The organism is Acinetobacter sp. TYF_19 (assembly GCF_043105125.1).
GTDB classification, from domain to species: domain Bacteria; phylum Pseudomonadota; class Gammaproteobacteria; order Pseudomonadales; family Moraxellaceae; genus Acinetobacter; species Acinetobacter johnsonii.
In genome coordinates this window covers 110,883-130,338 of sequence record NZ_JBICLH010000041.1, presented here as the reverse complement: position 1 = coordinate 130,338, position 19,456 = coordinate 110,883, and the positions used below count along the sequence as shown (strand labels likewise).

Here is a 19,456-nt window from a genome sequence, read left to right as displayed (position 1 = left end):
CCGATTTAAGCGCGGTTATTTACTGGGTTAAAGTGTACTCATCAGTACACTTTAATTCAAGTGTTGATTAATCATGTATAAAATTTTGTTCACAGTGTAACAAGAGCTCAAAATCGGTACAAAATCATTTTGTATGGTGTTTTGTATTGTTCGAACTTTCATCAACTTCAAGAGGTACTTTGGGTGGCCAAAAGAAGTCACTTGGTCGCGTTAGAAAATGGGTTAAAACCAATTTTGCTAACGGTTTCCACTGTTCAAAACGTACCCGACGTGCACGTAAAGCCACAATAATCGTGAGAGTAAAACTGACAAATAAGTTCGTCAGACCAATAGCGAGTACCCCGAGGAAAGATACAATAATCAAGCCAATCTCAGGACTACCATTAATATTCATCAGGCCTTGAATGAAGTTTGCTGAAGCAAAGGCAATATGGCGAATATCTAGGGGTAAACCCAAAATATAACCAATGGTTCCCATACTTCCTAGCATAATACCGAATAGAAAATTACCCGCCAGCGCACCTAAGTTACGTTCTATATAGCCTGCAAATTTATCGAGCCGTTCTTGTCCCATAATTGTTTTGAGACGAGGGTGTGCTTTTAAGCGTGGACCGACTTTGCGATAAACCGCCATATTGTCAAAATAGCCTGCTAAAAGTCCTGATAAAAACAAACAGACACCCGCAATCGCGGCATGTGGGATGGCCAAAGAGGTAAAAGGGTTTAAGTCATGTAAGACTTTCGCCGCTTTTGCATGGTTGAGTAGTGGTTCATGCATGCCCGTTGCCCATGCCCATGTAATAAAGGCGGCAACAGGGATGGCAATTGAGATATTGCCCAAAATAGCAATAAATTGGGTGCGAATAATATTAATAATCAGCGCTGCTAATTCAGCAATTTGCGCTGTTTTTGAACCTTTGCGCTGTTGTACGGTTGCCGCGAGTGCCGCCGCTGTCATTGCTGGTTGCTTTGTTGCCACGGTAAAGTGCAACACATGAATTAGCATAAACCCCAATGAGTAGTTCATGCTGTAAACAAAGGCTTGCATGAGCGGCGCCATGATCATCCGTGCAGACAAGATTTTCAGGGTGGCCATGGTAGCAATGATGACACCTGCACCCGCTGCGGACTTATACATGGCTAAAAAGCCTTGTTTGTCTGTACTTACATAGTGTTCCCCGGTTTTACTGGCATTTTCAGTCACCTGTAAAGCAATCAATTCACTATTGGTCGTCAGTAAAGAGCGCACACTCCGTTCACTATAAATTGCAGCGGTAATGTCGACTAAGAGCAGACTCACCGCTTCATAGTGTGCTTCGCCTTCTTCTACAATTAAATTGAGCAACAGTTCGACACGGTCTAAGCATTGCTCAAGTAAGGAAATCAGATAGGTTAAACTGACACTGACCCCAATGCGTTTGGTCGCACGGCGAATTTTTAATACCACATCACGACACTGTTCAATCATGACCAGTGCTTGAGAGGCGTCGGGTGGGGCAACCACACTGGAGGTTTCTGCCTCTTGATGTGCCTTTTTATACTGTTGAATGAACTCGATAATTTCGCGGTTCTGCACTAAAAAAGGCGATTCATATTCGGTCAGTTCAGGATGCGCATTAATAAACTCTGGATATAAACCAATACCACTAATCCGATAAGACAACACCGTAATGGCTTTAATCACTTCACTGCGAATTTTGACTTTTTCTTTTTGATTGGCATGCCCGTGATTGAGCAGGTTCAGCAGTTGTAGCCAGTCACTGTCTCGGATGTTATCGAGCCAATATTTGTCACTTCGGTTGGGAAAAACGCGACGGACTAAATTTTGCAGTTGAGTTTCGTCATTAATCAGCGGGAGAAAATGTGCCCCTAAACGCTGTGACAATTGGTTCCAAAACCCATCTAAAGACAAGATACCTGTATCGGCATAAAGACTGGTTTGTTTATATTGGGAAATAAGCCGCAGTACAAAGCTTTGTAAGGTTGATGCGGCATCGGGAGTGATGAGTAATGCTTGAATGAGCGCTTGAAATTTTTGGTGGATTTCATCGGTTTGATACGCATCTATTGGACGAATACGCTCCACCAACTCAATTAAAAGTTGATCATTTAAAACAGCTTGAGGTTGCTCAAGCTGTTGCTGCATTTGAGAAAACAGATCATTAAATTTTATATGCATAGGCAAGTTAAAAACATTTTAAAGCATCATTTGTTATTGAATTCGATATAAAGCCAGTTGGGCTAAATTGACCAGTGCTTGACGATATTGGCTGTCAGGTAAAGCCTGTAATGCTTGAAGTGCGGCTTCGGTTTCTTCATGCGCCCGTTGTCGACAGTAATCTAGTGCACCAGAACTGTTTACGATAGCAATGACTTGATCAAGATCTGCCGTTCCGCCTGTCGCAATACTTCGACGAACAATGTCATGTTCTTCACCCGTTGTATTTTTCAATGCTGAGATTAACGGCAAAGTCGGTTTACCTTCCATTAAATCATCGCCAATATTTTTACCTAATGTTTCAGCATCTGAGGTGTAATCTAAAATATCATCAATGATTTGAAAGGCATTGCCAAAGTGGCCTGCAAATAAACGTAGTGGTTCACGGTACTGCGGTGTCCCAGAAAGAATGGCAGCCCCTTCAGTTGCCAGTTCAAATAAACGTGACGTTTTACCGTGAATAATATCTAAATACGTTTGTTCTGTGGTTTCAGGCTGGTGCTGTGCTTGAAGTTGTAGTACTTCACCTTCGGCAATTTCACAAGTCCCTGTAGAAAAATCTTTGAGTAAGGTCATATCACCGAGATCTACCAACAAATCAAAGGCACGTGAAATTAGAAAGTCACCCACCAGTACTGCGGTCTGATTGTTCCAAGTTGCATTGGCCGTTGGGCGACCACGACGTAAGCCTGATTCATCGACCACATCATCATGGACTAAGGTTGCGGTATGCAGCATTTCAATGATGGCAGCAAGTTTACGCTGGCGTTCCAAATCTTCTGCACCGCAGGCTTTGGCAGCCAATAAGCACATAATGGGACGCATGCGTTTTCCACCTGCTTCAACCACATGTTTACTCACCGCCATGACCAATGCCACTTTAGAGGTAATGCCTTCATTAATAAATGTGTCCATCGTGGCAAAGTCTTGAGCTACAGGGGCGAGAATATCTTGCTTAAAGTCGATGGTCATTTGAAGAGCGGCCTCATCTATATAAAGTGATAAAAATCAGCATTACCAGTATTGTGTAAATAGGGATACATGTCTAAATGATTCATTTCAATCATAAATAGGACTCGCTAGCGTGCGAGGCTATATTTTACGAAAGACAGTTCCTTATTTCCCCAATGTATAAGCGTACTGCATTTGTAGGCTTATTTACATTTTAAAAATCAATTCATCTATACTATAGCGGATTGATTTTAAAAATCTATTTCATTGTAAGCAAAGTCAAGCCAGAGTTGAACTGTAATTTGTTGATTGAGTTTTTCTCGATTATTAAATAATCGTTAATTTAGTCTAATAAGTTCGGCAAATCTCTTGTTGTTTGAGTCAATATCACTTAAAATCCTTGCCCTTGATTAACCCCAGTGGCGTTCGTATTAAGATCGATATCTTCCTTTATCGGCACGACGACACGGGCATGTTTGGAGTACATTATGTACGCAGTAATCCAAAGCGGTGGTAAACAGCACCGTGTTGTAGAGGGTGAAACCCTTAAAGTTGAATTGTTGAAAGCTGAAACTGGCGCAACTATTACGTTTGATGACGTATTAATGCTAGTAAATGGTGACAGCATTCAAATCGGTGCTCCAGTTGTTGCTGGCGCTACTGTAACTGCTGAAGTAGTTAGCCATGGTCGTCACGACAAAATCCGTATTGTAAAAATGCGTCGTCGTAAACACTACCGTAAACAACAAGGTCACCGTCAATGGTTCACTGAGTTGAAAATTACAGCTATTTCAGGCTAATCACGAGGAGTAATGAGACATGGCAACTAAAAAAGCCGGTGGTTCGACTAAGAACGGTCGTGATTCGAACCCTAAAATGCTTGGTGTTAAAATCTACGGTGGTCAATCTGTGACTGCTGGTAACATCATCGTTCGTCAACGTGGTACAGAATTCCACGCAGGTCAAAACGTTGGTATGGGCCGTGACCATACTTTGTTTGCAACCGCTGACGGCGTAGTAAAATTCGAAGTGAAAGGTCAGTTTGGCCGTCGCTACGTAACTGTTGAAGCGTAAGTTTTAATAGTAAGAAAACCCACAGTTTTGTGGGTTTTTTTTCGTCTATTTATATTGTTAGCTTATTTTTCTTGTGTTTTTGTATTTTGATATAAAGCACTAAATACCAATAAATAGCGATGTAAATCACAAAAATAGGAGTGTAATAAAGAAACAAAATTAAAAGAAAGGCAGACGGATATGAATAAAATAGATACAAATGTCTTGGGTAATCCAGACAGCCAGATAATGAAAGTCTCTGGTCAGAACTTAAAACAAGAACATACTCATATTAGTACTGCAGTTTCTGCTGTAATGATTCTACAAACAATTAAGCCAAACCATTGTCTACAAAGGTTTGCTATGAATGTGCTTGTTTTAAGTGCGATTTTAATGACAGCGAATACAAATGTTTTTGCAGGTTCGTGTAACTCTAATCAAGATACAGGTAGTTGTCCCGAAAGTGGAATCCCAGGACCCGCAGGACCTGCAGGGGCTGATGGTGAGGATGGATTGAGTGCATATGAAATTGCGGTCAATACAATGAGTTATAATCCTGATCTCGAAAATGAAACAGCTTGGATAGAGAGTCTTCAGGGTGCCACTGGAGCACAAGGTGAACAGGGTCTTCAAGGTTTACAGGGTGAGCAAGGTATCCAAGGCGTAAAAGGTGATACTGGAGCACAAGGTGAACAGGGCTTCAAGGTGTGCGAGGTGAAACTGGAGCGACAGGATATAATGCTTATCAAGTTGCGCAAGTTAATGGTTTTGACGGTAGCATCACTGAATGGCTCGCGAGCTTAAAAGGCGATATGGGTAATACAGGGATGACTGGTGCAACAGGTTTTAGTGCTTATGATGTTGCAGTTGGTAATGGCTTTGAGGGCAGCATTACTCAATGGTTAGGAAGTCTTAAAGGTACAAACGGTACCAATGGGATCTCTAAAGAAGTGATGGATGCTGCTGACACCTACATCCTGAATGAAGCAAAAACTTATGTGAACCAAGTTGGGCAACAAACCCTCAATCAAGCAAATGCTTATACCGATAGTCGTGTAAATGCCTTGAACCGAGACATGCGAAAACTCGAAGATCGAACCTATGCAGCAGTTGCATCAAGTATTGCGATAGCATCTTTACCGCAACCGACAGATGCTGGCTACAATATGTTTAGTGCCGGTGTGGGTACATGGGAAGGTGAGCAAGGTTATGCTTTTGGTCTCAGCGGTGCGACTGAAAGTAACAAATATGTATACAAAGTAGCTGTGACAACCAATAGTGAAGGTGATTTCGGTGCAGGTGCAGCAATTGGTTGGCAATGGAAATGACAGTGATAATTCTTAACCTCAGTTAGAAAAGCCTCTGCACATTCAGAGGCTTTTTTATATATAAAGGACACATCTTATCTTCATCATGATGGATATTTCACAACATTAAGCACCAATAAATATACAAATCTTCTTATATTCTCAATTATTAGCCATAAAATTTGATTTAAGATAGCTCATCTAACAAATTGCGACTGCGCAAATTATAAAAGGTGAGATTATGAAAATGCTTCGTAAGACTTTATATGCAATGACAGTGGGTGTAGTAACACTTGGCCCTGTTATGAGCAGTACAGTATTTGCAGCTCCGGTTGCAGCATCGGAGCAACAAGCCACGACGAGTTTAGTGAAACAGTTGAGTGGTATTCAAAGTATCAGTTCTAACTTTGAGCAAACCACCAAAGTCACAAATTCATCTAAAGCGCCGAAGAAACAAGGTTTATCTGCCCAGCACATGAATCAGACTTTTAAAGGAGTGATGAAAGTTGAGCGTCCAGGGAAATTCTATTGGGAAACCACAAGCCCTGCGAAACAAACCATTGTAACTTCGGGTAAAACGGTATGGATTTATGATCCAGACTTACAGCAAGCGGTTCGTCAAACTTTAGATGAACAGGTGGCGAATACACCTGCACTATTATTGTCAGGGAATACGGAACAGATTCGTAAGTCATATCGTATTACGCAACCAAATCAGAGCAAAACCTACTATACCTTGTACCCAAAAAGCGATGATGGTGCATTTCAAAGCTTAACGATCAGTTTTGGTGCGAAAAATGCACCAACGCTAATGATCTTAGAAGATTCTTTGGGACAAACAACCTATGTGCGTTTTAATAACACCAAGGTAAATACCAATATTCCAGCTTCAACCTTTAACTTTACTCCGCCTAAAGGCACAGACATTATTGACCAATAATATGAGTCTGTTGTTCAAAACCACCTTCGGGTGGTTTTTTATTAGATCAAGTTCAGTTACATAACGTGGTGGGAAGTAATGGCTGTGCTTTGTATAGTCTGTGCTATTGAATACTTAACTGCGGGTAAATCATGATATTACTTCATAACAATAAAATGGGATCTGTCTTCGCAATGATGTTGTGTGCTGGATTGCTCAGCGCATGTCAGCCACAAAATGACAGTAACGCTGCAAAAAATGAAGAGACAGCTAAACCAACTCAAGTCACACAGACTTTGCCACTGATTGAGGCAAAAGTTCGACCATTACAATTGGCGCGTTCTATTGCTTGTGATGAGGAAGGATGTACCCAATACCAGCTGTACAGCGTGGAAACGAATGTTCCATGGATCAATCAATATTTTGATGAGCGGATGAAAAAAGCCAATCCTGTGGCGTTTGAAAGCTCGAAGCAAGCAAAGCCACAGATCGATGAAAACATGCTCAGTGAAACTTTGTCTGATGTCCGTTATGTGGCGCAGCGTGGAAAATATGCTGATTTTGTCTTGATGAATTATCACTACCCAGCGCGTGCCGCACATGGCATGTATCACAACGAATACATCACCTTAGATTTGGCAACGAAAAAACGGGTTGCGCTGAGTGATATCGTGGTAGACAAGACTGAATCGCAATTATTAGATGCATTATATAGTGCCAATAGTATGTGGCTGTCCGATCATAATATTTCACGCGAGCAATTGAAGCTGACCGATAATTATTATATGAGTGCCAAAGGTGTGGTGTTTGTCTATCCCTTATATGAATTAGCGTCTTATGCAGAAGGGATGTCTGAATTGGTTTTACCGTATCAACAAGCCAACGGCTTAATTAAGGCGGAATATTTGCCGAGTTTTGTCGATTATGCAGCTGAACGAGAAAAATCGAGCAAAGAAAAGCCATGAAAATTGCTGTAATAAGCCACAGCTAGTGATCGCGTGACTGTATTTTTCGGCTTGAAGCGCTTACACTATAGCCAGTTTTTTTCTTTGCAAAAGATTGGCTATGATCGACCCGAAATTACTCAGAAATAATATTGAGGCTGTAAATTTAGCCTTAGCAAAACGTGGTGTACAACTGAATGTTGAAGAATGGGCATCACTAGAAGCTCGCCGTAAAGAGATTCAATCCAAAACTGAATCTCTTCAGGCTGAACGTAATTCGGGTGCAAAACAAGTTGGCCAAATTAAAAAAGCTGGTGGTGATGCATCTGAAATTATGACGCGCATGTCAGCGATTGGTGATGAAATCAAAGCCGCAGAAGTCGCTTTGTCTGAATTACAAGCTGAACTTGAAGCAAAATCACTTAGCATTCCAAACTTGCCAGATGAGTCTGTTCCTGAAGGAAAAGACGAAAGTGATAACGTGGAAATCCTCACATGGGGTACGCCGCGTACGTTTGACTTCGAAATTAAAGACCATACTGACCTTGGTGAGTGGATGGGTGGTCTTGAGTTTGAAACAGCGACCAAATTGACAGGTTCTCGTTTCAGCGTGCTCAAAGGACCACTTGCTCGTTTACAACGTGCGATTACACAGTTCATGTTGAATACACATACTTTGGAAAATGGTTATACCGAAGCTTATGTGCCATATTTAGTCAATGCTGACTCACTCCGTGGTACAGGCCAATTACCTAAATTTGAAGAAGATTTATTCAAATTACAAGGTGAAAAAGAGTATTACCTCATTCCAACTGCGGAAGTTCCTGTAACCAACTTCGTGCGTGATGAAATTATTGATGCAGACCGTTTACCACTGAAATATGCAGCACATACGCCATGTTTCCGTAGTGAAGCAGGTTCATATGGTCGTGATACGCGTGGCTTGATTCGTCAACACCAATTCGACAAAGTTGAAATGGTGCAAATTGTTAAACCAGAAGACTCAATGCAAGCGCTTGAAGAGCTTACAGGTCATGCTGAAGGGATCTTGAAAGCACTTGGTTTACCGTACCGTAAGATCATTCTTTGTGGTGGTGATATGGGCTTCGGTGCAACTAAAACTTACGATCTTGAAGTCTGGGTACCAAGTCAAAATACGTACCGCGAAATTTCTTCATGTTCAAACATGGGTGACTTCCAAGCACGTCGTATGAAAGCACGTTACCGTGCAGACCAAAAGAAAACTGAATTTGTACATACGCTGAATGGTTCAGGTTTGGCTGTGGGCCGTACTTTACTTGCGGTCATGGAAAACTACCAACGTGCTGATGGTTCGATTGAAATCCCAACCGTGCTTCGTCCATATATGGGCGGTGCTGAGTACATTGACTAATAAAGTCGATGTACTGCACAGTTTTGTGCACAATAATTGCTTTAAGACAGTCAGATAAAACTCATTGAGGTCGTGTGTGGATATTTTTCCAATCTCTTTAAAGTTGCAACAGCAACCTTGTCTGATTGTCGGCGGAGGGCATATTGCTTACCGTAAGGCAGTGTTGTTACATAAAGCAGGGGCAGTGATTCATATCATTGCTCCTGATATTGATGAAAATTTATTGCAACTGGTTGAAGAAAGCCAAGGGCAATATATCCAAGCGCTATATCCTGCGCAGATCCAACTCAATGACTATCGTTTAGTGATTGCTGCAACAGATGATTATGCGGTGAATACTCAAGTCTTTGAGGACTGTGAAGCGCTGAAAATACTGGTCAACAGTGTTGATGATCCACCACATTGTCGTTTTATGGTTCCTGCCATTGTCGATCGTTCGCCTTTGGTGATTTCAGTGGCCAGCAATGGTACATCCCCCGTGTTATCTCGCCAAATTCGAACCCAGCTTGAAACCAGTATTCCACATGGGATGGGTAAGCTGGCTGAATTTTCAGGAAAATGGCGTGCAGCGGTGAAAGCGAAGATTTCCAATCCTGACGAGCGCCGTGTTTTCTGGGAAGATCTATATGCAAGTCCACTGAAAGAACAAGTTTTTCATGACAATCTGACAGAAGCAGATAGTTTAATCGAGCAAGCACTGGCAGAGTGGAAAACCCCGAAAGGTGAAGTGTATTTGGTTGGTGCAGGTCCAGGTGATCCTGAGTTGCTGACCCTTAAAGCACTGCGTTTGATGCAACAAGCCGATGTGGTGATTTATGATCGTTTGGTTTCCCCTGCGATTATGGAACTCTGTCGCCGAGATGCAACAAAAATTTATGTGGGTAAAGCCCGTTCTAACCATGCTGTTCCGCAAGAAGGCATTAATGCCTTACTGGTGGAATATGCCTCAAAAGGTCAACGTGTTTGCCGTTTAAAAGGTGGTGATCCTTTCATCTTTGGTCGTGGTGGTGAAGAAATTCAAGAGCTTTTTGCAGCAGGTGTACCATTTCAAGTAGTGCCAGGAATTACGGCAGCTTCGGGTTGTTCGGCTTATGCAGGCATTCCGTTGACACATCGCGATTATGCGCAAAGTGTGCGTTTCCTTACGGGCCATTTAAAAGAAGGTTCGCCTGAGTTACCATGGGATGAGTTGGTTTATCAGAATCAAACGCTTGTGCTGTACATGGGCTTAGTTGGTTTAGAGAAAATTTGTGAAAAGTTAATTGAGCATGGCCAGCGCCCAGACATGCCTGTTGCTTTGATCTCGAAAGGTACTACGCCAGAACAAAAAGTGCTGGTCGGGACCTTAGCGGATATCGCATCAAAAGTTGAAGAAAATCATATTCAAGCGCCTACATTGACCATCATTGGTGATGTAGTAAGCTTGCGTGAACAATTACAGTGGCAAGATTAATTATTGCCATATTGAAAGAGTAGAGAAAAGCTGTGATCCATGTTGTTTTATACGAGCCCGAAATTCCTGCAAACACAGGCAATATCATTCGTTTATGTGCCAATACTGGAGCGCAGCTGCATTTGGTTAAGCCTCTCGGCTTTGAACTGGATGATAAAAAACTCAAACGTGCAGGTTTGGACTACCATGAGTGGGCGCGCATGCAAACTTGGGAAACATTCGATGAGTGTTTAGCAAATTTAGCCCTAAAAGGTGTCGATATAAATGCGATTTATCCTTTAACCACCAAAGGAACGGAAACGCCGCATACTTCGGATTTGAATCGTCCCGTGGCTTTACTCATGGGACCTGAGACGCGTGGTCTGCCTGAACAGGTTCGTATGTTATTTCCAAAAGAGCATTGGATTCGTTTGCCAATGGCTGAAAACTCGCGCAGTTTGAACTTATCCAATGCGACAGCTGTGATTGTGTATGAAGCATGGCGTCAGCAGGGTTTTAAGCCTTTAGCCTAATCAAATTACTGTGACAGAGCCCGCTTAAGCGGGCTCTGTTTTTTCTAGCTTTTGATCGAATCCAGCTCTGGATTTTAAAACTTTAAGCATATTGGCTTCGACCCAATCTTTCATTTGATAGGCATTTTGAGCAAAGTCTTTGCCAATCTCGGTTAACGCATATTCCACTCGAATCACGTTGTCTTCATGAATGGTTCGCGTCAAAAAACCATCGCGCTCTAAGATCTTTAATTTTTGTGACAGCACTTTAGGTGAAATACCTAAAACATTTTTCTTGAGCTCATTAAAGTGTTGAGACTCTTGATCCAGCGTATACACAATCAATAAAATCCACTTGTCTGCAAATTTTTCAAAAAAAAGACGAGCAGGACAATCTGGATGAAAAATATTAAATTTCATTGGCTTATTCATTTTACAAAGATCCTCAAGCTGTCTTTTTTGCTTTTCATACCTTGTATTTGACCAGTTACCAAGTGGTAACTAATTGATACTAGGTTTCATAAGTATATCATGAATACAGACTTAATGCAGCGCTGTCATCAGACTACGCTTTCGCAAAATACTGGCAATTGGATGGATCACATAATGAAAGTTTCTGAGGCTGTTGTTTTTATTACGGGTGCGAATCGTGGCTTAGGACTTGCCATCGCTCGGGAGGCACGTCGTCAGGGCGCTAAAAAGATCTATGCGGGTATGCGCCAGATTGGGAGTTTTCAGGAAAAGGGGCTTACCCCGATTCAACTGGATGTAAATGACGAAGCATCTATTCAGCAGGCAGCAGAACAATGCGCAGATACCACGATTCTTGTGAATAATGCGGGCATTGCGCTTTTGAATGAGCATCCTGTCAAGCCAATATCATTACGACTACGCAAAAGATTTTGGAAACTAATTTATTGGGCTTGATGCGGGTGACGCAAATTTTTGCTCCGATCTTACAAAAGAACCAACAGGCTTATGTGGTCAATATTCTCTCAGATGTATCTTGGGAGCCAAGCACTTTTTTGACCAGTTATGCCATTTCTAAAGCGGCAGCATGGTCCTATACCAACTCAAGTCGTCAGTGGTTGTCTCGATTTAATATTCAGGTCATGGGGGTGCATGTGGGTTTTATTGACACCGATCTGACTCGTTCATTACCCATTACTAAGATTGCGCCAGAAACAGTGACTCAAGAAATCTTTCAAGGCATCGAGCAAAATGCTTACGAAGTTTTGGTCGGTGAAAAGACCCAGCAGTTGAAACAGGGCCTAAGCGATGAAGTTGCAAGTTATGTGAAACTTAAGCCCGATCAGGCAAGTGTTTAAGATATTTCATACTGTTTATTTTTAATGGTTTACGTGGCGCAGCATCATGATTGACGCAGCGATGCCAATCAACCAATTCAAAAGAGGAAACTAAAATGTCGAATATTTCAGTGGTTTTTTATTCAGGCTATGGACATACCAAAGTGATTGCACAAACTTTTGCGCAAGAAATTGGTGCAAATTTGGTGGAGATTGACCCAAATGGAGACATTCCAGAGCAAGATTGGCTGACACTGGATCAATCTGATGCAATTGTATTAGGTGCACCAACTTATATGGGCACTGCGCCGTGGCAATTTAAAAAGTTTGCCGATGCATCTTCAAAAAAATGGTTTACTCGTGCATGGCAAGATAAAATTTTCGGTGGCTTTACCAATATAGTGCAAGCTTAAATGGTGATAAGCAAGTGACCTTAATTCAACTGCAAACACTTGCATCGCAGCATGGCGGTATTTGGGTAAGCTTGGGCTTATTGCCTGCCAATAGTAAAGCGGCAACCCGTCAAGATGTAAATAATTTGGGTGGTTCTGTAGGTTTGTTGGTTCAATCACCATCGGATGCAAGTACGGATGAAATCCCAGCCGGTGATCTCGAAACCACAAAAGCCTATGCACAACGTATTGCTAAAATGACTAAACAATTTAAGGGCTAGTTTTTTAGCTCTAGTTTAAAAAAGAAAAAGACGCACTTGGCGTCTTTTTCTTTTTGAATGAAAGATTAGAGCGGATCGTCAAATTCATTATGTTGTGGTGCAGGTTGCTTAAAGCCTTTGGTTTTATAACCTAAGTATAAAATACCAAACATTGCCCACCATAAACCGAATTTCAACGCGGTTTCTTCAATTTCTAGCCACATGGCAAAGATACTGAGGAATCCACACATTGGAATTATCACAAAGCTAAAGATATCTTTAATATTCTTTGTGCGGCCATCACGCAGTGCATATCTTGAAATCACCGATAAGTTTACAAAGGTAAATGCAGTTAATGCACCGAAGCTGATCATCGAAATAACGATGTCTAAGTCCATGAAGCCAGCTGTTAATGCTACAGCACCTACAATGAGAATGTTATAAGACGGTGTAAAGCTTTTCGGACTAATATGGCCAAAAATCTTCTTGTTAATTACGCCATCGCGGCCCATCACATACATTAAGCGTGAAACGCCTGCATGTGCCGAAATACCCGATGCCATAACAGTCACAATTGCGAAGTACAACACCACCGTTTTAAACGCAACGCCACCGACGGCTTGTAAAATGTCAGGCTGTGTTGCAGCAACATCTTCAAAGTAAGTCTTTGGATCGTTCGGGAAGTAAATCTGCATGAAGTAGGTGCTGATAATAAAAATCACACCAGCCAAGAGTGCCGTTAAGAAAATCGCTTTAGGTAGTGTTTTCTCGGTATCTTTTGTTTCTTCTGCCAGCGAGCTGAGCGAGTCAAAACCTGTGAATGAGAAGCACAGCAAAGTTGCACCTGTAATCAGGGCACCCAGTGAAGTAAGCTCATTCCAGAATGGCTCTAAACTCCATAACTGATATTTTGCATTGACCAAAGTACCATCTGCGTTGACACCACCAGCAAGCAAGCTGTAAACCATCCACGTGAAGTAAGCAATCACACCTAATTGGACAAAAACGATCAAACCATTAAAGTTTGCAACGAAGCGTGCACCACGTAAGTTGACCGCGGTCATAAATGCAGTTAAACCTACCACCCAGACCCAATGGTTTACATCAGGGAATAAGGCTTCAAGGTAAATCACGGCAAGAATGATGTTGACCATTGGAGACAATAAATAGTCTAACCATGATGACCAACCGACCATAAATCCGACATTCGGATGGATGGATTTTTGCGCATAGGTATAGGCTGAACCCGAGGAAGGGTAGCGACGAATCATGTGACCATAACTGATCGACGTGAATAAAATTGCAATTAAAGCAATGATATATGACGTTGGCACATGATAATGACTTTCTTCTGATACTAAACCGAAAGTATCAAATAATGTCATTGGTTGAATATAAGCTAAACCAATAATAATGATGTGCCAGAGACCTAGCGTTTTTTGCAGTTTAGCTGCCGATTGAGTCCCAGAAATATTAGTCAACGGCGTTATCCTCTTAATCGTTGATCAAGGATCAGTCATGTTTAATAAGGATCGTTTGAGACGAACGATCCCCCCTGTGTTTAATTTCAAAAGTGCGCCAATCTACATTAATTTGGCCGCTTTTGTCAGTAACTTTTTCAGATTTTTTAGCAGTTTTTATGCCAATAGGTATAAGGAAAGCATTATTCCTTATGGCAAATAAAAGCCCGATGTTTAAAAAAGCATCAGGCTAAGATTGTCGCTATATTGGCTGATTTTTTATGAATTACCAAGCTTTTTCTAAAATTGCTTTTAAATCTTTTAAGCTGGCTTCTTTCGGGTTGTAAATGATTGAACCATCGTTGAGGGCTTTTTCTGCCACCTCATTGAGTTGTTCTAAGGTCACTTTTCCTGTTTCACTCAAGGTACGGGGTAACTTGGTTAGGGTAAATAAGCGATCACGCATGGTGAGTAATGTGCTGATGGCTTTGTCTGCACGTAAGTGGGCAGGAGTCTGCGCATAAATGTCTGGCCCTGCAAGTGGTAACAGGAGCTCTGCAATCTTTTCTCCATTCACTTCCTTGTTAAATTCAAGCACATAAGGGAGAAACAGGTTCATGCATAGTCCATGCGGCAAGTGTGCAACTGCACCTAAGGCATGTCCAAGTGAGTGTACAAGGCCCACCATCGAGTTTGAAAATGCAATGCCAGCCATGGTCGAAGCTTGAGCCAATTCTAAGCGGCCGTTGGCATCACTTGGATTATCCAGCACATTAAACAAATGATTGCTGACTTTTTTAATTGCTGCCGTAGCATAGGCATCTGAAATCGGATTGTGTGCCATGCATGTATAGGCTTCGACGGCATGGGTCATGGCATCCATTGCGGTCATCGCAGTTAAGTGCGGTGGCAGGGTTTGGGTCATGCGTGGATCGAGAATCGCAGCATGCGGCATTAGATAGTACGATGCGAATGGCAGTTTGACATTTTTCTCTGGATCAGACACCACGGCAACCATGGTAACTTCAGACCCTGTACCTGATGTGGTTGGAATCACAAAAAAGGGTTTGAGTGGTTTAGGTAGGTTGTGTGCCCCAGAGTATTTGAGTAAGTCATCACCACCTTCAGATACCAAAATATTGGTGGCTTTCGAGGTGTCAATCACCGATCCGCCACCGACAGCAATAATCGCATCGCACTGATGTTCACGATATAAATTGGCCGCTTTACGTACTGTCTCTAAGCTTGAATCGGGTGGAACATCATCAAAAATTGCACCAATTACCGCATCGGTAGACTCAAATGCTGCTTCAATGGGTGCAAGTAAATTGTTGGCACGAACACCTTTGTCGGTAATGATTAAAGGTCGGGTTGCCCCTAATGTTGCCAGTTCAAATGGAATGTGTTCTAAAGCAGCATGACCAGCGATCACTTTTACAGGACAGAAAAATTCGTAATAAGGCTTCGCCATGTTATGCACTCCGTTTTAAATATGATTGGGCTACTTTGAGATAAATATTTGCAGCGCCTGTGAGTTTTTCTTTTAAACCCAATTCAGTTGGGTATTCTTTGACGGCAAGTTCAGCGACCATTTTCGGTAAAATCAACGATTCCATTTTATTTAGACAGCGAACGAGGCGAATTGCATAGGAAATATCGCCATCTGCAATCATGCGGTCATGCGCAAATGCTTGTGCTGTACTTTCTTGAAAGGAAAACACCAAAAAGGCATGACTTAGATGTTTAAAAGTGATGGTTAAATCTGCCTTTAAACTTCCTGGAGTAAGTAGTTCGAGTTGATGGTTTTCGGTCACTTTGGCTAAAAAAGCCGGGCCGTTTGGAAAGACATTCATCGATAAGGTGAAATTGGCTGGAAATCTGGCAACTTCTTGTTGAATTTCACTATCGACTTGGCTGGCCATGACCAATCCTCGGCCAATCACATCCATCATAAGTTTGACATAGGTCAATTGCAGAGCGGGTTTCACTGAATTTACGTTAATCACTCGCTGTTGTCCTTTCTAAAAATAATTATTAGTTTAGAGTAAATACTCTAATTTATTTTTCCATGAAAAGCAAAGCCTTTATATATGCTGTACTTGAACTTCTTTAAAGTAACCGTTGTGCTGTAAAGTTTCAATAATGTCAGCACATAAGTTTTCAAAACGAGGGTAGTTTGATTTGAGGTCTGAGATACGCACCATTTCTAAGCCCGCATAGCCGCATGGATTAATGGTGTGAAACCCAAATAAGTCACAGTCAATATTTAAGGATAAACCATGATAACTGCGGCCTTTACGAATTTTAAAACCCAATGAGCCAATCTTGCGTCCATCGACATATACGCCAGGTGCATCAGGTTTGGCATAGGCTTCAATCTCATATTTTTTGAGTAACTCAATCATTAGGTTTTCAGCATAAGATACCAAGGTACGGACGTTCCAACCAAGTCGGTTGAGGTCAAACATAAAATAGGCAACCAACTGCCCGGGACCATGCCAAGTGACTTGGCCTCCGCGATCCGTTTGTACCACAGGAATGTTACTGCTCATGAGGATATGTTCAGGTTTTCCAGCTTGACCTTGAGTGAGAACATCATGATGTTGCAAAATCCAAAGTTCATCGGGTGTGTCTGCATCCCGTTGTTCAGTCAATGTTTTCATTTCAACAAAGCGGTCAGCATAAGAAGTTAAATTATCAAACTGACGAATAATCAGTTGTGGTTTGAGAACGGCATCTGACACGGCACTTGCATCCTTATAAAACAAAAAGTATGTCTGAAATTATAAAGAAAAGATCTAGAGCGTAGGGGGATTTCTTCAGTGAATAAGCTGAATTCAATAGATCAAAAATTTAGGCACAAAAAAACACGCTCGTAAGCGTGTCTCATTGATACATCATTTGCATTACAGCGCCGTTTTAATTAACGGACAAGCCGCAAGGTCTGCATACAGTTGATGAACTTGTTCTAATTCTTCAAAACGCAATTGGGCAGTTAAAGAATGGTATTTACCTGTGCGTGATGGTTGGACTTGGATCGATTCACCATCAAAATCAGGGAAATGTTTGACTAAAATTTCAACCACTGCAACATGTAACTCAGTGCTGGCAAAGCCTATGAGTTTGATTGGGTAGTCCATCGGGAATACCCAAAGATGTTCTTGTAATTCACGTGATGGTGTACGGTCTAACATAGTCATGAGCGTCAGTCCCCCTTATTTCAAACGCCTGCGAAACTGCAGGCGTTAGGTGTTGCTCTTAAATACATAATGGAGACTCGTGATTAAATTTCAAGTCTCCAATGTATCGGTATGAATTAGTCGTTTTCTAGGAATGAACGTAAATGTTCAGAACGAGAAGGGTGACGTAATTTACGCAGTGCTTTCGCTTCAATCTGACGAATACGTTCGCGCGTCACGTCAAACTGTTTACCTACTTCTTCCAAAGTATGGTCCGTTGGCATGTCGATACCAAAACGCATTTTCAAAACTTTCGCTTCACGTTCAGTCAAGTTTTCAAGCACTTCACGTGTTGCTTCTTTTAAGCCTTCAGACGTTGCAGCATCGACAGGAGAAGTGATGTTGCTGTCTTCAATGAAGTCACCCAAATGCGAATCTTCATCATCGCCAATCGGTGTTTCCATCGAAATTGGTTCTTTGGCGATTTTCAGCACTTTACGTACTTTAACTTCATCCATTTCCAAACGTTCACCGAGTTCTTCAGGTGTTGGTTCACGGCCCATTTCTTGCAGAAGTTGGCGTGATACACGGTTGATCTTATTAATGGTTTCGATCATGTGTACTGGAATACGAATAGTACGCGCTTGGTCGGCAATCGAACGAGTAATGGCCTGACGAATCCACCACGTTGCATAAGTCGAGAACTTATAACCACGACGGTATTCAAACTTATCTACAGCTTTCATCAAACCAATGTTACCTTCTTGGATCAAGTCCAAGAATTGTAAGCCACGGTTGGTGTATTTTTTCGCAATCGAAATGACCAAACGTAAGTTTGCTTCAACCATTTCTTTTTTCGCGCGGCGTGCTTTCGCCTCACCTACAGCCATACGTTTTGAAATCTCTTTGATGCCTTTAACATCAAGGCCCAAATCTTTTTCAATGTCTGCAATTTTTTGTTGGAACGCTAAAACGTCAGGGCGTACTTTTTCAAGATAACCTTTTTGGTCTGGCGACGCTTTAGCAATTTGTTCATCTAACCAAGCAAAGTTTGACTCTTGACCTGGGAAAGAGGTACGGAATTGAGTCCGATCCATACGACCACGACGTACTGCATAGCGCATTACTTCACGTTCAGAGGTACGGATTTGTTCATGAGTACCGCGGATCATTTCCGAAATGATGTCAAATAAACGTGGTGTAAATTTGAACATCATAAACACAGTTGCAAGTGACTCTAAAGCGTCTTCTGCTTCTTTGCTTGAACGACCATGTTTCTCGATGATGGTTTGGGTGTTTTTCCAAGCCGCAGTCAGTTCGTCAAAACGCGCTTTGGCAATTTCAGGATCTGGGCCAGATTCACCTTCAGAATCATCATCACTTTCAGACTCTTCTTCTTCCTCGTCATCATCCAATTTCACATCTTTGGTAGACTTGGTTGAAGAGTCTTCTTCATCAATTTCAGACTCTTCTTCAAGGACTTCTGGAATCGCTTCATCAGTTTCAGGGTCTAAATAACCTGAAAGGATGTCCGCAAGGCGACGTTCGCCTGCTTCATAATCTTTGTATTCTTGTAATACCACTTCAACCGCATTTGGCCAGTAAGCAATCGAGTGAAGAACGTCACGAATCCCTTCTTCAATACGTTTTGCAATACTGATTTCGCCTTCGCGCGTCAACAGTTCAACAGTACCCATTTCACGCATATACATGCGGACAGGGTCAGTGGTACGACCAGGCTCATTTTCTACAGAGGCAAGAACAGCAGCGGCTTCTTCTTCAGCAACTTCATCGGCAGCTTCATTACCACCCTCAAACATTGCATCATCAGATTCAGGTGCACGTTCGTGTACAGGAATACCGACGTCTTGAAGCATTTGAATGATGTCTTCAATCTGTTCGCTTTCAGTGATCGAGTCTGGGAGATGATCGTTAACCTCAGCGTAAGTTAGGTAACCTTGCTCTTTGCCTCGGCTAATCAGAGCCGCTACTTGTGAAGTAGGGGAAGTCATATCGCTCATCTTTGCTTACTCTTCGTTGAATCTGTGGCAGTGGAAAACTGTGCATCTGGGCACAATTCGCTTCATAAACTTATTTGTAAATAACTGCGTATTCCATCAGGGATAGTC

The 19,456-nt window shown here is 42.0% G+C and carries 18 protein-coding genes and 2 pseudogenes; 11 read left to right on the top strand and 9 right to left on the bottom strand.

Annotated elements, in window-relative coordinates; translation table 11 throughout:
- Positions 1–124 precede the first annotated feature (124 nt).
- Complete coding sequence (locus ACF8FD_RS04880) at positions 125–2,179, bottom strand: site-specific recombinase (RefSeq protein WP_039890006.1); 2,055 nt, start codon at positions 2,177–2,179, stop codon at positions 125–127.
- Positions 2,180–2,212: 33 nt separating this feature from the next.
- On the bottom strand, positions 2,213–3,190 hold the full coding sequence (gene sdsA / locus ACF8FD_RS04875) for an All-trans-nonaprenyl-diphosphate synthase (RefSeq protein WP_125280029.1): 978 nt from the start codon (positions 3,188–3,190) through the stop codon (positions 2,213–2,215).
- 467 nt (positions 3,191–3,657) lie between these two features.
- On the opposite strand from sdsA, the gene rplU reads away from it, so the two are divergent.
- From rplU to ACF8FD_RS04830, 9 genes are all read left to right on the top strand, one after another.
- Entirely contained in the window at positions 3,658–3,969 is a 312-nt protein-coding gene (rplU, locus tag ACF8FD_RS04870) for a 50S ribosomal protein L21 (RefSeq protein WP_004695441.1), read from the top strand.
- 19 nt (positions 3,970–3,988) lie between these two features.
- Positions 3,989–4,243 (top strand): 50S ribosomal protein L27, encoded by a 255-nt coding sequence (gene rpmA, locus ACF8FD_RS04865; protein ID WP_004695443.1) that lies wholly within the window; start codon positions 3,989–3,991, stop codon positions 4,241–4,243.
- A gap of 180 nt (positions 4,244–4,423) precedes the next feature.
- Entirely contained in the window at positions 4,424–5,026 is a 603-nt protein-coding gene (locus ACF8FD_RS04860; RefSeq protein WP_279678645.1) for a collagen-like protein, read from the top strand.
- Complete coding sequence (locus ACF8FD_RS04855; protein WP_279678644.1) at positions 4,930–5,550, top strand: YadA-like family protein; 621 nt, start codon at positions 4,930–4,932, stop codon at positions 5,548–5,550. Before ACF8FD_RS04860 ends, ACF8FD_RS04855 begins: the two co-directional genes overlap by 97 nt.
- Before the next feature lie 220 nt (positions 5,551–5,770).
- Positions 5,771–6,469, top strand: a complete 699-nt coding sequence (gene lolA / locus ACF8FD_RS04850) for an outer membrane lipoprotein chaperone LolA (protein WP_004695452.1) — start codon at positions 5,771–5,773, stop codon at positions 6,467–6,469.
- A gap of 131 nt (positions 6,470–6,600) precedes the next feature.
- Positions 6,601–7,413 carry an RsiV family protein gene (locus tag ACF8FD_RS04845; protein ID WP_279678643.1) on the top strand — a complete coding sequence of 271 codons (813 nt, stop codon included), beginning with the start codon at positions 6,601–6,603 and terminating at the stop codon, positions 7,411–7,413.
- Positions 7,414–7,513: 100 nt separating this feature from the next.
- Positions 7,514–8,785, top strand: a complete 1,272-nt coding sequence (serS, locus tag ACF8FD_RS04840; protein WP_004695457.1) for a serine--tRNA ligase — start codon at positions 7,514–7,516, stop codon at positions 8,783–8,785.
- A 76-nt stretch (positions 8,786–8,861) separates the two neighbouring features.
- The gene (cysG, locus tag ACF8FD_RS04835; protein WP_234304614.1) at positions 8,862–10,238 is read left to right on the top strand and encodes a siroheme synthase CysG; all 1,377 of its coding nucleotides are present in this window, start codon (positions 8,862–8,864) and stop codon (positions 10,236–10,238) included.
- A gap of 32 nt (positions 10,239–10,270) precedes the next feature.
- Complete coding sequence (locus ACF8FD_RS04830; RefSeq protein ID WP_279678642.1) at positions 10,271–10,750, top strand: tRNA (cytidine(34)-2'-O)-methyltransferase; 480 nt, start codon at positions 10,271–10,273, stop codon at positions 10,748–10,750.
- A 24-nt stretch (positions 10,751–10,774) separates the two neighbouring features.
- Here the strand turns inward: ACF8FD_RS04830 and ACF8FD_RS04825 are convergent, their stop codons facing one another.
- On the bottom strand, positions 10,775–11,161 hold the full coding sequence (locus ACF8FD_RS04825) for a helix-turn-helix domain-containing protein (protein ID WP_004695464.1): 387 nt from the start codon (positions 11,159–11,161) through the stop codon (positions 10,775–10,777).
- Between the two features lie 114 nt (positions 11,162–11,275).
- On the opposite strand from ACF8FD_RS04825, the pseudogene ACF8FD_RS04820 reads away from it, so the two are divergent.
- Positions 11,276–12,057 (top strand): annotated as a pseudogene (locus tag ACF8FD_RS04820) (SDR family NAD(P)-dependent oxidoreductase).
- A gap of 95 nt (positions 12,058–12,152) precedes the next feature.
- A pseudogene (locus ACF8FD_RS04815) lies at positions 12,153–12,709 on the top strand (flavodoxin family protein).
- A 65-nt stretch (positions 12,710–12,774) separates the two neighbouring features.
- On the opposite strand, the gene ACF8FD_RS04810 reads toward ACF8FD_RS04815, so the two are convergent.
- The 6 genes from ACF8FD_RS04810 to rpoD form a co-directional block, all read right to left on the bottom strand.
- Positions 12,775–14,169, bottom strand: a complete 1,395-nt coding sequence (locus tag ACF8FD_RS04810) for an APC family permease (protein WP_004695470.1) — start codon at positions 14,167–14,169, stop codon at positions 12,775–12,777.
- A 265-nt stretch (positions 14,170–14,434) separates the two neighbouring features.
- Positions 14,435–15,619, bottom strand: coding sequence for an iron-containing alcohol dehydrogenase (locus tag ACF8FD_RS04805; RefSeq protein WP_234304617.1), 1,185 nt, complete (start codon positions 15,617–15,619; stop codon positions 14,435–14,437).
- A gap of 1 nt (position 15,620) precedes the next feature.
- A complete protein-coding gene (locus ACF8FD_RS04800) occupies positions 15,621–16,100 on the bottom strand; it encodes a hypothetical protein (RefSeq protein WP_392453258.1) in 480 nt (159 codons plus the stop codon).
- 132 nt (positions 16,101–16,232) lie between these two features.
- Entirely contained in the window at positions 16,233–16,892 is a 660-nt protein-coding gene (lipB, locus tag ACF8FD_RS04795) for a lipoyl(octanoyl) transferase LipB (protein WP_234304619.1), read from the bottom strand.
- A gap of 162 nt (positions 16,893–17,054) precedes the next feature.
- A complete protein-coding gene (locus ACF8FD_RS04790) occupies positions 17,055–17,342 on the bottom strand; it encodes a YbeD family protein (protein ID WP_039890011.1) in 288 nt (95 codons plus the stop codon).
- A 122-nt stretch (positions 17,343–17,464) separates the two neighbouring features.
- Positions 17,465–19,348, bottom strand: a complete 1,884-nt coding sequence (gene rpoD, locus ACF8FD_RS04785; RefSeq protein WP_058870109.1) for an RNA polymerase sigma factor RpoD — start codon at positions 19,346–19,348, stop codon at positions 17,465–17,467.
- Between the last annotated feature and the right edge of the window lie 108 nt (positions 19,349–19,456).

Bases quoted from the DNA above. Each gene is read 5' to 3' on its own strand.
- ACF8FD_RS04805 (WP_234304617.1), bottom strand. From the start codon at position 15,619: ATGGCGAAGCCTTATTACGAATTTTTCTGTCCTGTAAAAGTGATCGCT.
- ACF8FD_RS04825 (WP_004695464.1), bottom strand. From the start codon at position 11,161: ATGAATAAGCCAATGAAATTTAATATTTTTCATCCAGATTGTCCTGCT.
- sdsA (WP_125280029.1), bottom strand. From the start codon at position 3,190: ATGACCATCGACTTTAAGCAAGATATTCTCGCCCCTGTAGCTCAAGAC.
- ACF8FD_RS04845 (WP_279678643.1), top strand. From the start codon at position 6,601: ATGATATTACTTCATAACAATAAAATGGGATCTGTCTTCGCAATGATG.
- serS (WP_004695457.1), top strand. From the start codon at position 7,514: ATGATCGACCCGAAATTACTCAGAAATAATATTGAGGCTGTAAATTTA.
- rpmA (WP_004695443.1), top strand. From the start codon at position 3,989: ATGGCAACTAAAAAAGCCGGTGGTTCGACTAAGAACGGTCGTGATTCG.
- ACF8FD_RS04790 (WP_039890011.1), bottom strand. From the start codon at position 17,342: ATGTTAGACCGTACACCATCACGTGAATTACAAGAACATCTTTGGGTA.
- ACF8FD_RS04880 (WP_039890006.1), bottom strand. From the start codon at position 2,179: ATGCATATAAAATTTAATGATCTGTTTTCTCAAATGCAGCAACAGCTT.
- ACF8FD_RS04800 (WP_392453258.1), bottom strand. From the start codon at position 16,100: ATGATGGATGTGATTGGCCGAGGATTGGTCATGGCCAGCCAAGTCGAT.
- rplU (WP_004695441.1), top strand. From the start codon at position 3,658: ATGTACGCAGTAATCCAAAGCGGTGGTAAACAGCACCGTGTTGTAGAG.
- rpoD (WP_058870109.1), bottom strand. From the start codon at position 19,348: ATGAGCGATATGACTTCCCCTACTTCACAAGTAGCGGCTCTGATTAGC.
- ACF8FD_RS04860 (WP_279678645.1), top strand. From the start codon at position 4,424: ATGAATAAAATAGATACAAATGTCTTGGGTAATCCAGACAGCCAGATA.
- lolA (WP_004695452.1), top strand. From the start codon at position 5,771: ATGAAAATGCTTCGTAAGACTTTATATGCAATGACAGTGGGTGTAGTA.